This is a genomic window from Streptomyces sp. MAR4 CNX-425 (genome assembly GCF_048656465.1).
GTDB lineage: Bacteria > Actinomycetota > Actinomycetes > Streptomycetales > Streptomycetaceae > Streptomyces.
On record NZ_JBMDLF010000006.1, the window covers coordinates 338,565 to 352,401 of the forward strand.

At 75.5% G+C, this 13,837-nt stretch carries 10 protein-coding genes; 4 read left to right on the forward strand and 6 right to left on the reverse strand.

Features of this window, described 5'->3' with window-relative positions; genetic code table 11:
* Nucleotides 1-165: 165 nt before the first annotated feature.
* From ACHZ99_RS19300 to ACHZ99_RS19315, 4 genes are all read right to left on the reverse strand, one after another.
* Nucleotides 166-498 carry a small basic family protein gene (locus ACHZ99_RS19300; RefSeq protein WP_027744874.1) on the reverse strand — a complete coding sequence of 111 codons (333 nt, stop codon included), beginning with the start codon at nucleotides 496-498 and terminating at the stop codon, nucleotides 166-168.
* Nucleotides 495-1,388 (reverse strand): DUF881 domain-containing protein, encoded by an 894-nt coding sequence (locus tag ACHZ99_RS19305; protein WP_420305880.1) that lies wholly within the window; start codon nucleotides 1,386-1,388, stop codon nucleotides 495-497. Before ACHZ99_RS19305 ends, ACHZ99_RS19300 begins: the two co-directional genes overlap by 4 nt.
* An 81-nt stretch (nucleotides 1,389-1,469) precedes the next feature.
* On the reverse strand, nucleotides 1,470-3,989 hold the full coding sequence (locus tag ACHZ99_RS19310) for a sugar phosphate nucleotidyltransferase (RefSeq protein ID WP_420305881.1): 2,520 nt from the start codon (nucleotides 3,987-3,989) through the stop codon (nucleotides 1,470-1,472).
* Between the two features lie 47 nt (nucleotides 3,990-4,036).
* Entirely contained in the window at nucleotides 4,037-4,657 is a 621-nt protein-coding gene (locus ACHZ99_RS19315; protein WP_420305882.1) for a CDP-alcohol phosphatidyltransferase family protein, read from the reverse strand.
* 229 nt (nucleotides 4,658-4,886) lie between these two features.
* Between ACHZ99_RS19315 and ACHZ99_RS19320 the strand changes: the two genes are divergently transcribed.
* Together ACHZ99_RS19320 and ptsP are read left to right on the forward strand one after the other, a co-directional pair.
* Entirely contained in the window at nucleotides 4,887-5,336 is a 450-nt protein-coding gene (locus ACHZ99_RS19320; protein WP_420305883.1) for a PTS sugar transporter subunit IIA, read from the forward strand.
* 99 nt (nucleotides 5,337-5,435) lie between these two features.
* Nucleotides 5,436-7,106 carry a phosphoenolpyruvate--protein phosphotransferase gene (ptsP, locus tag ACHZ99_RS19325; RefSeq protein ID WP_420305884.1) on the forward strand — a complete coding sequence of 557 codons (1,671 nt, stop codon included), beginning with the start codon at nucleotides 5,436-5,438 and terminating at the stop codon, nucleotides 7,104-7,106.
* Nucleotides 7,107-7,210: 104 nt separating this feature from the next.
* Here the strand turns inward: ptsP and ACHZ99_RS19330 are convergent, their stop codons facing one another.
* Nucleotides 7,211-8,095, reverse strand: coding sequence for a hypothetical protein (locus tag ACHZ99_RS19330; RefSeq protein ID WP_420305885.1), 885 nt, complete (start codon nucleotides 8,093-8,095; stop codon nucleotides 7,211-7,213).
* A 71-nt stretch (nucleotides 8,096-8,166) separates the two neighbouring features.
* Nucleotides 8,167-10,242, reverse strand: coding sequence for an acetoacetate--CoA ligase (locus ACHZ99_RS19335; RefSeq protein ID WP_420305886.1), 2,076 nt, complete (start codon nucleotides 10,240-10,242; stop codon nucleotides 8,167-8,169).
* A gap of 292 nt (nucleotides 10,243-10,534) precedes the next feature.
* Between ACHZ99_RS19335 and ACHZ99_RS19340 the strand changes: the two genes are divergently transcribed.
* Together ACHZ99_RS19340 and ACHZ99_RS19345 are read left to right on the forward strand one after the other, a co-directional pair.
* The gene (locus ACHZ99_RS19340; protein WP_420305887.1) at nucleotides 10,535-12,883 is read left to right on the forward strand and encodes a glycoside hydrolase family 31 protein; all 2,349 of its coding nucleotides are present in this window, start codon (nucleotides 10,535-10,537) and stop codon (nucleotides 12,881-12,883) included.
* Nucleotides 12,884-12,977: 94 nt separating this feature from the next.
* A complete protein-coding gene (locus tag ACHZ99_RS19345) occupies nucleotides 12,978-13,808 on the forward strand; it encodes a M15 family metallopeptidase (RefSeq protein WP_420305888.1) in 831 nt (276 codons plus the stop codon).
* Nucleotides 13,809-13,837 lie beyond the last annotated feature (29 nt).

Consider the following 13,837-nt stretch of genomic DNA (forward strand, 5'->3'; position numbering starts at 1 on the left):
GCGGCGGCTGGCCCTGCTGCTGCCGGGGACGGTCCGCGGGCGGCTCCCGCCGGGGCGCGGGCGGGCGCGGCGGCGTGGGCGGCGCGCCGGGCGTGCCCTGCGGGTACGCGGCGGGCGGGTCGCCGGGGCGGGGGGACTTCGGAGGGGTCTCGTCGGACACGGGCCTCACGCCTGGAAGACGTGCCGCCGGATGGCGGCGGCGTTGGAGAAGATCCGGATGCCCAGCACCACCACGACGCCCGTCGACAGCTGCGCGCCGACGCCCAGCTTGTCGCCCAGGAAGACGATCAGCGCGGCCACGACGACGTTCGAGAGGAACGACACCACGAAGACCTTGTCGTCGAAGATCCCGTCGAGCATGGCCCGCAGCGCGCCGAAGACCGCGTCGAGCGCGGCGACGACGGCGATGGGCAGGTACGGCTCCAGGCCCGCCGGCACCACGGGCTGGACGACGAGGCCCATGACGATTCCCGCGACGAGGCCCAGTACGGCGATCACGAGGGGGTGTTCTCCTTCGGTTCTGCGTGGCGTACGGACAGGCCGGGGGCGGCCGGGAGCCGGAGGTCGTCGCGCGCGGAGATCCCGGCCCGGATGCCGTAGTTGTCTTCGAGTACGTCCAGGTAGCGGCCGTCGGCGTTCTCCCGGAACCGCTCCAGCAGCCGCTCGCCGTCGCCGATGGCCAGGACGGTGTACGGCGGCGCCAGCGGGCGGTTGTCGACGAGGATGGCGTCCCCGGCCGCGCGGATCGCGGACAGCGCGGTGAGCCGGCGGCCGTTGACGGAGACCGCCTCGGCGCCGGCGAGCCAGAGCCCGTTGACGATGCGTTGCAGGTCGCGGTCGCGTACCCGGCCGTCGTCCGCGAAGCTCGTCGAGGTGCGCGGGCCGCCGGTGCCGCCGGTGCCGGCGTCGGCGGCGTCGTCGACCACCAGGCGTACGCCGGGGCCCTCGGCCTCGGCCGCGCCGGCCAGCAGCGCGAGCAGGGCCGCCCGGTCGCTCCCGGACTCCGCCAGCGCCTCGCGCTGCCGGTCGGCCACCTCCTCGTGCAGCTGCTCGATCGTGCGGTCCAGGTCGTCCGCCGCGGCGGTGCGGTCCTCGACCCGGTCGATCAGCTCCTCGCGCTCGCGGGCGAGGTCCGGCGCCTCGATCCGCGCCTCGGCGGCGCCGACGGTGAGGACCAGCCCGGTGAGCACCAGGCCGACGGCGAGCCAGGCCCGCCCGCGCAGCCGCTGGGGCAGCCGCTCGCCGCGCGGGCGGGCGCCGTGGCGCGCGGCGGCCTCGGCGTAGCCGTCGTCCAGGCTGTGGTCCATCAGCCGGGTCAGCAGCGACATGGAGGCGTCCGGGCGGGGGCGTGCCGGTGCGCTGCTCCGTTCGGGGGGCTGCTGCGGCATGCCGGACATCGTTGCACGCCCGGAGGCCCTACGGTGCCGCGACCCCTGGGTTGGGTGAACTCTCGCTCCGCTGTGCCCGGGTCAGTCGCCGCTCCCGTCGCCGCTTGCGTCGCTGCTCCCGTCGACAATCACAGCCCACTCGTCGAGCAGGGCCTCGGCGGACGCCCGGTCCGGCCCCTCGGCCCACAGGTGCGTGACGGCCTCGGCGCGGTCCGGCAGCACCAGCACCCAGCGGCCGTCGGCCTCCACGACGCGCACGCCGTCGGTGGTGTCCACGTCCCGGGAGCCCGCGGCCTCCACCACCCGGCGCATGACCATGCCCTTGACCGCCCACGGGGTAGCCAGGTCCCGGCGCAGCACGTGGGCGCGCGGGATGCGGGCGTCGATCTGGCTGAGGGTGAGCTGGGTGCGCGCGACCAGGCCGGTGAGCCGGGCGAACGCGGCGGCGCCGTCGAAGACGGAGGAGAACTCCGGGATGATGAAGCCGCCGCGTCCGTCGCCGCCGAAGACGGTGCCGTCCATGCGCGCCACCCGGGCCAGGTCGTCGGGCGACGTCGTCGTCCACTCCACCTGGGTGCCGTGGTACGCGGCCACCTGCTCGGCGATGCGCGTCGTCGTCACCGGCAGCGCCACCCGGCCGCTGCGGCGCTCCGCCGCGACCAGGTCCAGCATGACCAGCAGGGCCCGGTCGTCCTCGACGATCCGGCCCTTCTCGTCGACCAGCGAGATGCGCTCGCCGACGGGGTCGAAGCGCACGCCGAAGGCGGCGCGGGCGGAGGACACGATCTCGCCGAGGCGCACGAGGCCGGCGCGGCGGGACTGCGGCGTCTCGGTGGGCCGGGACTCGTCCAGGCCCGGGTTGATGGTCAGCGCGTCGACGCCGACGCGGCCGAGGAGGCTGGGGAGCACCAGCCCGGCGCTGCCGTGGGAGGCGTCGACGACGACCTTCAGTCCGGCCTCGGAGATGCCGCCGGTGTCCACGGCGCGCAGCAGCGAGCCGGTGTAGGAGCCGAAGACGCTGGCGGGGAAGGTGAGGTCGCCGATCTCGCCGGGGAACGCGCGGCGGTACTCCTGGCGGGCGTAGACCCGGTCCAGCTTGCGCTGGGCGGCCTGGGAGAGGTCGGCGCCGCGCTCGTCGAGGAACATGATGTCGACGGAGTCCTGCACCCCGGGGGTGGTGCGGATCATGATGCCGCCGGCGCTGCCGCGGGCGGTCTGCTGCCGGGCCACCGGCAGCGGCACGTTCTCCAGGTCGCGCACGTCGATGGCGCTGGCCTGGAGCGCGGAGATCACCGCGCGCTTGAGCGCCCGGGCGCCGCGGGAGTGGTCGCGGGCGGTGGTGACGGTCGAGCCCTTCTTCAGGGTGGTGGCGTACGCGCCGGCCAGCCGGACGGCGAGTTCGGGGGTGATCTCGACGTTGAGGATGCCGGAGACGCCGCGGGCGCCGAAGAGGTGGGCCTGGCCGCGCGACTCCCAGATCACCGAGGTGTTGACGAACGCGCCCGCCTCGATGGTCTTGAAGGGGTAGACGCGCACATTGCCCTGGATGATCGATTCTTCTCCGATCAGGCACTCGTCGCCGATGACGGCGCCGTCCTCGATCCGCGCGGCGCGCATGACGTCGGTGTTCCTGCCGATGACGCAGCCGCGGAGGTTGGTGTGGCCGCCGACGTAGACGTTGTCGTGGATGACGGCGCGGTGCAGGAAGGCGCCCTGCTTGACGACGACGTTGGAGCCCAGCACCGAGTGCTCGCGGACCTCGGCGCCCTGCTCGACCTTCGCGTAGTCGCCGATGTAGAGCGGGCCGCGGAGCACGGCCTCGGGGTGCACCTCGGCGCCCTCGGCGACCCAGACGCCGGGCGAGATCTCGAAGCCGTCGAGGTCGAGGTCGACCTTGCCCTCCAGCACGTCGGCCTGGGCCTTGACGTAGCTCTCGTGGGTGCCGACGTCCTCCCAGTAGCCCTCGGCCACGTAGCCGTAGATGGGCTTGCCGTCCTTCATCAGGCGCGGGAAGACGTCGCCGGACCAGTCGACGGAGGTGTCCGCCTCGACGTAGTCGAAGACCTCGGGCTCCATCACGTAGATGCCGGTGTTGACGGTGTCGGAGAACACCTGGCCCCAGGTGGGCTTCTCCAGGAACCGCTCGACCCTGCCCTCGTCGTCGACGATGGTGATGCCGAACTCCAGCGGGTTGGGCACCCGGGTCAGGCAGACGGTGACCAGCGCGCCCTTCTCGCGGTGGAACGCGATCAGGTCGGTGAGGTCGAAGTCGGTGAGCGCGTCCCCGGAGATGACCAGGAACGAGTCGTCCTTGAGGGCCTCCTCGGCGTTCTTGACGCTGCCCGCGGTGCCGAGCGGCCGGTCCTCGTTGGCGTACGAGAGCTCCATGCCGAGGTCCTCGCCGTCCCCGAAGTAGTTCCGCACCAGCGAGGCGAGGAACTGGACGGTCACCACCGTCTCCGTCAGCCCGTGGCGTTTGAGCAGCCGCAGGACGTGCTCCATGATCGGCCGGTTCACCACCGGCAGCAGGGGCTTGGGCATGCTCGCGGTCATGGGGCGCAGGCGGGTGCCTTCTCCCCCAGCCATCACGACGGCCTTCATATCGGAAGCATCCTCCTTGGGCGTGGGACGGCGATGCCGACTGCCGCCTAGTCAGGGGTGGTGTCCGCGCGGGCGTCCCCTCGGATGAGACGGCGTACCTGAACGAGGTAGAGGCCGCCGGCCCACCAGTACAGCGCTGTACCCCAGCCGGCGAACGCCCATCCGAAAATAGCAGAGAGTGACGACACCCATCCACTTCCGTCACTGAGCAGGAGCAGTGGGAAGGCGTACATCAGACAGAAGGTGGCGGACTTGCCCAGGAAGTTGACCTGCGGCGGCGGGTAGCCGTGGCGGCCGAGCGTCCAGACGGCCACGCCGACGATCGCGTCGCGGGACAGCAGCAGGACGGTCAGCCACAGCGGCAGGATCCCCCGCCACGTCAGGCCGACGAGCGTGGCCAGGATGTAGAGCCGGTCGGCGGCCGGGTCCAGGATGCGGCCCAGGTCCGAGACCTGGTTCCACATCCGGGCGAGCTTGCCGTCCAGATAGTCGCTGACGCCGCTGAACGCGAGGATCCCCAGCGCCCAGCCGTCCGCGTTGGGGCCGCCGAACTCGGGCCAGAGGATCAGCCACAGGAAGACGGGCACCAGCACGAGCCGGGCCATGCTGAGGAGGTTGGGAACGGTGAAGATCCGGTTCGTCGCCGCCGCCGTCTCCTGGGCCTCCACCCGCCCGCCTCCCCGTCCGATCCCGCCGGTGCCGCCACATGCGCCGACGATGCGTTCCGACCTTACCCGCCGGCGGCGAACGGCCCGCGCGCAGGCCGGGCGGCGGTGATCCCCGGCGGGGACCACTCGGTGCGGAACCTCAAGTTCCGATTGGTTACGCTGCAAGGACGGCGCGGCCCTCGCGGACGCGGGCGGCGCCGACCCCCCGCCGTTTCGGAAAGGCCCTGGCATGACCCAAGTCTCGTCCCCGCTCACCGGCCGCGCCATCGGGCTCGCCGCCGTACCCGACCCGGTCTTCTCCGGGGCGATGGTCGGTCCGGGCACCGCGGTGGACCCCGAACGCGGACCCGCCGAGGCGGTCGCCCCGATCGACGGCCTGGTGGTCTCCCTGCACCCGCACGCCTTCGTCGTCGTGGACGACGAGGGGCACGGCGTGCTCACCCACCTCGGCATCGACACCGTGCAGCTCAACGGCGAGGGCTTCGACCTGCTGGTGGCCAAGGGCGACCGGGTCGAGCGCGGGCAGCCCGTGGTCCGCTGGGACACGGCCGCCGTCGAGGCGGCGGGCAAGTCGCCGATCTCGCCGGTGGTGGCCCTGGAGGCAGCCGAGGGCGCGCTGAGCGACGTGCGGGAGGACGGCGGCCTCAAGGCCGGGGAGACACTGTTCAGCTGGCGGTGACGCGCCGGCGACGGCATCCGGCGGGCCCCGGCGCTGTGGCCCGCACGCGTACGACAGCCGCGGCGGGACGCCGCCGCGCACTTGCGGAAGACTGGTGACATGGAGACGACTCTGCGAGGCGTCGGCGTGAGTCACGGGGTGGCGATCGGCGAGGCCCGGCACATGGGCACGGCGGTGCTCGAACCGCCGGCGAAGCAGATTCCCGCCGCGGAGGCGCCGCGCGAGCAGGAGCGGGTGCGCAAGGCCGTGGAGGCGGTGGCCGCCGACCTGACGGCGCGCGGCAACCTGGCCGGCGGCGAGGCGCAGGACGTGCTGACCGCCCAGGCCATGATCGCGCAGGACCCGGAGCTGGCGGCGGACGTGGAGCGGCGGATCGCGGTCGGCTCCTCCGCCGAGCGGGCCGCCTACGACGCCTTTGCGGCCTATCGCGAACTGCTCGCCGGCGCCGGGGAGTACATGGCCGGGCGGGTCGCCGACCTCGACGACGTACGCAACCGGATCGTCGCCCGGCTGCTGGGCGTGCCGATGCCCGGCGTACCGGACAGCGACGAGCCGTACGTCCTGATCGCCCGCGACCTGGCCCCGGCCGACACCGCCCTGCTCGACCCCGCGCTCGTCCTCGGCTTCGTCACCGAACAGGGCGGGCCGACCAGCCACAGCGCCATCCTCGCCCGCGCGCTCGGCGTGCCCGCCGTCGTGGCGCTGCCCGGCGCCGGCGAACTCGCCGAGGGCACCGTCGTCGCCGTCGACGGCTCGACCGGCGAGGTGCACGTCGAACCCGGCCCCGACCGGCGGGCGGCGCTGGAGCAGGCGGCCGCGGAGCGCAGGGCGGCGCTGGCGGCCTCCACCGGCCCGGGCGCCACCTCCGACGGGCACAAGGTGCCGCTGCTGGCCAACGTCGGCGGCCCGGCGGACGTGCCGGCGGCGCTGGCCGCGGGGGCGGAGGGCGTGGGCCTGTTCCGCACCGAGTTCCTGTTCCTGGACGACAGCCGGACGGCGCCGTCCGAGCAGGCGCAGGTGGAGGCGTACCGCAAGGTGCTGGAGGCGTTTCCGGAGGGGCGGGTCGTCGTGCGCGTGCTCGACGCGGGCGCCGACAAGCCGCTGGACTTCCTCACCCCCGCCGCCGAGCCCAACCCCGCCCTCGGCGTCCGCGGGCTGCGCTCGCTGCTCGCCCACCCCGAGGTGCTGCGTACGCAGCTCCGCGCGCTGTCCCAGGCGGCGGCCGGGCTGCCCGTCTACCTTGAGGTGATGGCGCCGATGGTGGCGGACCGCCAGGACGCCGCGGACTTCGCGGCGGCGTGCCGCGACGCCGGGCTGCCCGCGAAGGCGGGCGCCATGGTGGAGATCCCGGCGGCGGCCCTGCGGTCGCGGGCGATCCTGCAGGAGGTCGAGTTCCTGTCGCTGGGCACCAACGACCTGGCGCAGTACGCCTTCGCCGCCGACCGCGAGGTCGGGGCCGTGTCCCGGCTGCAGGACCCGTGGCAGCCGGCGCTGCTGGACCTGGTGTCCTTCGCGGCGGAGGGCGCCAAGGCGGAGGGCAAGAGCTGCGGCGTGTGCGGCGAGGCGGCGTCCGATCCGCTGCTGGCGTGTGTGCTGACCGGGCTGGGGGTCACGTCGCTGTCGATGGGCGCGGCGGCGATTCCGTACGTGCGGGCGACGCTGGCGAAGCACACGCTCGCGCAGTGCGAGCGCGCGGCCTCCGCGGCCCGGGCGGCGGACACGGCGCAGGAGGCGCGGGAGGCGGCGCGGGCGGTGCTGTCCGGGGAGTAGCGGAAGGGCCTCCGGCCGGGGCGGCGGGGCGCCGTCCTCGCGGCGCCCCGCCGCCGGCGATCCCCGCCGGACACCGCCTCCGGCACCCCACCTCCTCGTCCCGCTCATCGGTGGCAGCCCCTCTCCGGGCGGGGCAGCGGGATCCCGGCGGCGTACGTGACGCCCGGCTCCGGGGGCAGCGGGGCTCCGGATCTGGCGTCCGTGCAGTACGCCGCGTAGACCTCCTTCTCCGTCAGCGGCTCCAGCCAGCCGTCCCGCAGCCGCCAGCCGCGGACGCACTCGGCCCCCGCGCGCGTCGTCCGCGCCACCACCCCGCCCGTCCCCGACGTGGCGATCCCCGCCGCCAGCACCAGCCGCAGCGCCTCCGCGTCCGGCAGCAGCAGCCCCGGCCGCGGCTCCGCCGCCGGCTCAGCGCCGCCGCGGGCCACCGCGACCAGCGGGAAGCCCGCCGCCCGGGCCGTGCACACCACGTGCTGCGCGCCCGGCCCCAGGGCCTCCGTCAGCCGGCCGGTCAGCACGCCCGCGCGGGCCAGCGCCGCGTCGGCCCGGTGCTCGCCGCAGTCCTCGCACCGCCCGGCCGCCGCCAGCAGCGCCGCCGCGCGCTCGCGGGAGCGGCTGCGCGCCGCCGCGTCGAGCAGCTGGGGCACCAGCCGGTCCATCGGCTGGCCGCCGTACGGCACGGCGGGGCCGCGGCCGGCGGCCTCGGCCACGTACCGGCAGCGGCTCACCGGCGTGTCCGCGTCCAGGCCGCGCTCCGCGCAGAAGCGGGCGAAGCCCGGCGGGTCGAAGAGCGCCACCGACGTGTACGCCCCCTGGGCCGCCCGGGCCCGCAGCAGCCCGTCCACCTGCCGCAGATACGCGGCGTGGTCGTCGAACAGAAAGCTCGCGTACCGCCGCATCGACGCGAAGTCCGCGGCGTCCGCCAGCAGCCCCACCGTGCCCGGCATCTCCCGGCGCAGCAGCCGGGCATCCGTCCTCGTACGCACCATGACTCCCCCTCTACGGAGCGCAACCGATCACTACGCACCGTAGTCGAGGGGTCTGACAATCCCCGCGGCCGTCAGCCGCGCTCGCGCGCCAGCCGCTCGTAGAACCGCAGCAGCTCCACCCGGTCCACCGACCCCGGGTTGACCGCCTTCTCCAGCGGCGTGCCCTGGAGCACCCGCTTGACCGGCACCTCCAGCCGCTTGCCGGTCAGCGTGTGCGGCACGCCCTCGACCTCGATCACCTCGTCCGGCACGTGCCGCGGCGACAGCTGCTGGCGCAGCGCGGCGCGGATCCGGTCCCGCAGCGCGTCGTCGAGCCGCGCGCCGGCGGCCAGCTGGACGAAGAGGGGCATCCAGTACCCGCCGTCCGGCCGCTCCACGCCGATGACCAGCGACTCCCGCACCTCCGGCAGCCGCTCGACCACCTCGTAGATGTCGGCGGACCCCATGCGCACGCCCTGCCGGTTCAGCGTCGAGTCGGAGCGGCCGTGGATGACGACCGAGCCGCGGGAGGTGAGCGTGATCCAGTCGCCGTGCCGCCAGACGCCGGGGTACGTGGCGAAGTAGCTGTCCCGGTAGCGCTCGCCGTCCGGGTCGTTCCAGAAGCGCACCGGCATCGACGGCATCGGCTGGGTGACCACCAGCTCGCCCACCTCGTCCGTCACCGGCTCGCCCGCCGGGTCCCACGCCCGCAGGTCCGTGGCCAGGCACGCCGCCTGGAGCTCGCCCACGTGCACCGGCAGCGTCGGCACCGCGCCGGCGAAGCAGCTGCACACGTCCGTGCCGCCGCTGACCGACGCGATCCACATGTCCGACGCGCCCGGCGCCGTGCCCGGGCCGTCCCGGTGGAACTCGTCGTGGATCCACCGGAACCCGTCCGGCGGCAGCGGGGAGCCCGTCGTGGCCACGCAGCGCACCCGCGTCAGGTCGAGGTCGCGGCCCGGGTGCACGTCCGCCTTGCGGCAGGCCATGACGTACGCCGCGGAGGTGCCGAAGAACGTCGCCTCCGTACGCTCCGCGACCCGCCACTGCTCCGCCACGTCCGGGTGGCCCGGGCTGCCGTCGTAGGTGATCACGGTCGCGCCCACCAGCAGGCCGGAGACGAGGAAGTTCCACATCATCCAGCCGGTCGAGGTGTACCAGAAGAACCGGTCGTCGGGGCCGAGGTCGCAGTGGAGCGCGAGCTGCTTGAGGTGCTCCAGCAGGATGCCGCCCTGGGACTGCACGATGGCCTTGGGCAGGCCGGTGGTGCCGGAGGAGTACAGCACCCACAGCGGGTGGTCGAACGGCACCTGCTCGAAGACCGGTTCGGCGCCGGTGGCCACCAAATCGTCCCACTCCAGCGCCCCCTCGGGCGGCGCGGTGCCGAGCAGCGGGACGTGCACGACGGCGCGCAGCGTGGGCAGTTCGCGGCGCAGTTCCGCGACGGTCTCGCGGCGGTCGTGCTCCTTGCCGCCGTAGCGGTAGCCGTCGACGGTGACGAGCACCACCGGCTCGACCTGGCGGAAGCGGTCGAGGACGCTGCGCGCGCCGAAGTCGGGGGAGCAGGAGGTCCACACCGCGCCGACGGCGGCGGTCGCCAGCAGGGCGACGACGGCCTGCGGGATGTTCGGCAGGTACGCGCCGACCCGGTCCCCGGGCCGTACGCCGAGCCGGCGCAGCTCCGCGGCCAGCGAGCCGACCTGCGCGCGCAGCTCCGCCCGGCCGACGGGCCGCGGCTCGGCGCCTTCGGCGACGTGCAGCAGCGCCGGCCCGCCGCCGGCCCCTGCCCCGCCGCCGGCCTCCGCCCCGCCGCCGGCGTCGGGGCGCAGCGCGTGCTCCGCGTAGTTCAGGCGGGCCCCGGGGAACCAGCGCGCTCCCGGCATCGCGGCGTCCGCGAGGACCGTCTCGTACGGGCTGGAGAACCGGACGCCGAACCACTCCGCCGCCGCCCCCCAGAACCGCTCCAGGCCGCCGTCCGGCGCCACCGACCAGCGGTGCAGTGCCGCGTAGCTCGCCTCCGGGTCGCCGGGTACGGGCGCCGGCGCGCCGTGCCGGGCGGCCGCCCAGCGGTGGAACCGGGTCAGCTGCGCCTGCTCGACGCGCTCCGGCCCCGGGCGCCACAGCGCGGCGGGCGGCGCGGACTGTTCGGTGGGCGGCTGGCTCGGCATGGCGTGACTCCCGTGGTACGGCATCCGCATGAGGGTCCGCGCCGCCGCCGGCCCGGTGGGGCCTGCCGCGGCGCTCGTGGTGCGCCGGACGAGGTGTGTCCGGCGCTCCGGAGAGACGATGCCACGTGATCGAATGCGGCACCAGTACGGCCGGTGGTCCGCCGCGTCGGTGGGGTCGCCCGGCGGGCGCGGGGGGCCCGGCGGGCCGCGGGGGGGGCGCGTGGCCGCACTCCCGGTGAACAGCGGTTGAACTCTCTCGCTCGCGGAGGTGCGCGGTGGCAGGCTGATCTGCATGGATCCCTCCGCCCTCACCCGGCGTGCCCGCGCGCTGCGCGCCGCCGTGCGGAACCGGCGTGCCGACGCCGCCGCGCTCCCCCGCCGCCGGGTGGAGCGGGCCCGGGTGCCGGGGCTCGCGGTCGATGCCGAGCCGGCGCCCGGCGGCGGCCTGGTCCGCTTCGCCCGCTCCGCGCTGGAGCTGCGGGTGACGACCGCGGGCGCGGTGTTCTGCGGCTGGGACGGCGCCGAGCCGGAGCCGTCGTACGCCCTCGCCCACGGCGCGGAGGCGGACGCGCGCGTGGAGCTCGAACCGGACGCCGCGGGCGGGGGCTGGCGGGTGGTGTCGGAGCGGGTCACGGTGGCGGTGTCGCGGCGCGGGGCGGTGGAGGTGCGGACGCCGGCCGGCGTGGTGCTGCGCCGGGAGCAGCCGCCGCGCTGGTGGGAGACGCCGGACGCGCCCGCCGGCGGGGGCGGTGGCGCGGACGACGGCGGGGACGGCGGGGTACGGCGGTGGGTGCAGCGCGGGCACGTCGCCCCGGACGCCCGGCTCTTCGGCCTCGGCGGCCGCGCCGCGGGCCCCGCCCTGCCGGACGGCCGCTACCGGCTGTGGAACAGCGGCCCCGGCGCCGCCGCCCCCGGCGACGGCCCGCTGTCGCTCACGATGCCCGTGCAGTTCGTCGTCGCCGACGCCGGCTGCCACCTGCTCTTCCACGACAACCCGTGGGACGGCGGCATCGAGTGGCAGCGCGGCCTGGAGGGCGCGGGCTCCGGCCACGACCGTACCGGCCGCATCGAGGTGCGCATGGACGGCGGCCCCCTGCGCTACTGGGTGATGGCCGGCACCCCCGCCCGGGTCCTCCAGAGCTGGGCGGCGCTCACCGGCTCCCCCGCCGTCCCGCCGGCCTGGGCGCTGGGCTACCAGCACGCGCGCCGGGACCTGGGCGGCGCCGAGGGCGTACGCCGGGTGGTGCGCGGCTACCGCGAGCGCGGGCTGCCGCTGGCGGCCGTCCACCTCGACACCGACCACCACGACGGCCACCGCGTCTTCACCGCCGACCCGCACCGCTACCCCGACCTGCCCCGGCTGGCCCGCGAGCTGGCCGCCGAGGACGTGCGCCTGGTCTCGGTCGTCGCCCCGGGGGTGAAGGCGGAGCCGGGCTATCCGGTGTACGACGCGGGCGTGGCCGCCGACGCGTTCGTACGGGACGCGCGCGGCCGGCCCGTACGCGGCGTGGTCCGGCCCGGCACCGCGGTCTTCCCCGACTTCACCGACCCGCGGGCGCGCAAGTGGTGGGGCGGGCTCTACGCGGAGCGGCTCCAGCAGGGCTTCACCGGCTTCTGGCACGACATGAACGAGCCGGTGTCCTTCGCCGCCTTCGGCGAGAAGACCCTGCCCCGCACCGCCCGGCACGCCCTGGAGGGCCGCGGCGGCGACCACCGCGCGGCGCACAACGTCTACGGCCTGCTCATGGCCCGGGCCGCCTACGGGGCGCTGACCAGCCTGCAGCCCGACCGCCGCCCGTTTCTGTTCTCCCGCTCCGGCTGGGCCGGCCTGCAGCGCTACGGCGGCACCTGGTCCGGCGACGTGCCCACCGGCTGGCCCGGGCTGGCCGCGTCGCTGGCGCTGGTCGTCGGCCTCGGCCTGAGCGGCGTGCCGTACGCGGGCCCGGACGTCGGCGGGTTCCGCGGCCGGCCGGAGCCGGAGCTGTATCTGCGCTGGCTGCAGCTCGGCGCGTACCTGCCGCTGTTCCGCACGCACTGCGGGGTCGACGCGGGGCGGCGCGAGCCGTGGGAGTTCGGGTCCGAGGTGCTGGCGCACGCGGGCGCGGCGCTGCGCGAGCGGGAGCGGCTCCGGCCGTACCTGGCGACGCTGGCGCGGCTCGCGGAGCGCACCGGCGCGCCGTACGTGCGTCCGGTGTGGTGGTACGACCATGCCGACCGGGCGCTGCGCGAGCGCGCGGACGCGTTTCTGCTCGGGGACGCGCTGCTGGTGGCGCCGGTGCTGGCCGCGGGGGTGCGGCGGCGCGCGGTGCGGCTGCCGGCGGGCCGGTGGTACGACACGGCGACGGGCCGCGCCCTGAAGGGCCCGCGCACGGTGGAGCTGGACGCGCCGCTGTCCCGGGTGCCGGTGCTGGCCCGGGCGGGCGCCGTGCTGCCGGTGGCGGGGGCGGACGGCGGCACGGAGCTGGAGGTCTGGGCGCCGGCGCCCGGCGTCACGGGGGGCGGGGTGGTCGTACGGGAGGCGGGCGACGGCTGGGCGGCGCCGCAGCTGGACCGGTACGTCACGCGCTGGACGGGCCGTACGACGGTGCGGCGCGAGGACGGCGCGGAGCCGGACCTGCCGGTGCGGGTCCGCGGCGGGTAGGGCCGCGCGGAGCGTACGGACCGCGGCTCCGCCCACCCGAACGGTCCCCGCCGCACCCTTCCCGCGCGGCCGCCGGTGCGATAGTGAAAGGGTCATGCCAAAGAACGCCGCCCTCGCGCGCCCCCTGACCCGGCTCGCCGTCCTGGCCGCCGCCGCAGCCCTCGCCGTCACGGCCACCGCGGCTCCTCCGGCCGCCGCACGGCCGGAGCCGAAGGCCCCGGAGGAGTTCGTCGCGCTCGCGGACGTGGACCGGACGATCCTGCACGACATCCGCTACGTCACCCGGCACAACTTCACCGGCGAGCGCATCGACGGCTACCGCAAGCCGATGTGCCTCCTCACCGAGGACGCCGCGCGGGCGCTGAAGAAGGCGCAGCGGGCGTTCCTCCGGGACGGCTACTCGCTGAAGGTCTACGACTGCTACCGCCCGCAGCGTGCCGTGGACCATTTCGTGGCGTGGGCCGAGGACCTGGACGACCAGCGGATGAAGGACGAGTTCTACCCGCGCGTCGACAAGTCCCGGCTCTTCGAGGACGGCTACATCGCCGAGCGCTCCGGGCACAGCCGCGGCAGCGTCGTGGACCTCACGCTGGTCAGGCTGCCGGCCGAGCCCACCCGGCCGTACGTACCGGGCGAGCCGCTCGTCGACTGCGCCGCCCCGCGGCAGGAGCGGTTCCCCGACAACTCGATCGACATGGGCACCGGCTACGACTGCTTCGACACCCTCAGCCACACGCTGGACGAGCGGGTGCAGGGCGAGCAGCGCGCCAACCGGCTGCGGCTCAAGGAGGGCCTGGAGGCGGCGGGCTTCGTCAACTACGCGTACGAGTGGTGGCACTTCGGGCTCGCGAACGAGCCCTTCCCCGACACCTATTTCGACTTCCCGGTCCACCGCCGCTCGCTGACCGGCCACGACCGCGAATAGCAGGGCCCGGCCCTTGTAGACTGAGCCGA

Excerpts from the sequence above, each read along its gene's own strand:
- ACHZ99_RS19305 (WP_420305880.1), bottom strand. The coding sequence starts at position 1,388 with ATGCCGCAGCAGCCCCCCGAACGGAGCAGCGCACCGGCACGCCCCCGC.
- ACHZ99_RS19310 (WP_420305881.1), bottom strand. The coding sequence starts at position 3,989 with ATGAAGGCCGTCGTGATGGCTGGGGGAGAAGGCACCCGCCTGCGCCCC.
- ACHZ99_RS19320 (WP_420305883.1), top strand. The coding sequence starts at position 4,887 with ATGACCCAAGTCTCGTCCCCGCTCACCGGCCGCGCCATCGGGCTCGCC.
- ptsP (WP_420305884.1), top strand. The coding sequence starts at position 5,436 with ATGGAGACGACTCTGCGAGGCGTCGGCGTGAGTCACGGGGTGGCGATC.
- ACHZ99_RS19330 (WP_420305885.1), bottom strand. The coding sequence starts at position 8,095 with ATGGTGCGTACGAGGACGGATGCCCGGCTGCTGCGCCGGGAGATGCCG.
- ACHZ99_RS19335 (WP_420305886.1), bottom strand. The coding sequence starts at position 10,242 with ATGCCGAGCCAGCCGCCCACCGAACAGTCCGCGCCGCCCGCCGCGCTG.
- ACHZ99_RS19340 (WP_420305887.1), top strand. The coding sequence starts at position 10,535 with ATGGATCCCTCCGCCCTCACCCGGCGTGCCCGCGCGCTGCGCGCCGCC.
- ACHZ99_RS19345 (WP_420305888.1), top strand. The coding sequence starts at position 12,978 with ATGCCAAAGAACGCCGCCCTCGCGCGCCCCCTGACCCGGCTCGCCGTC.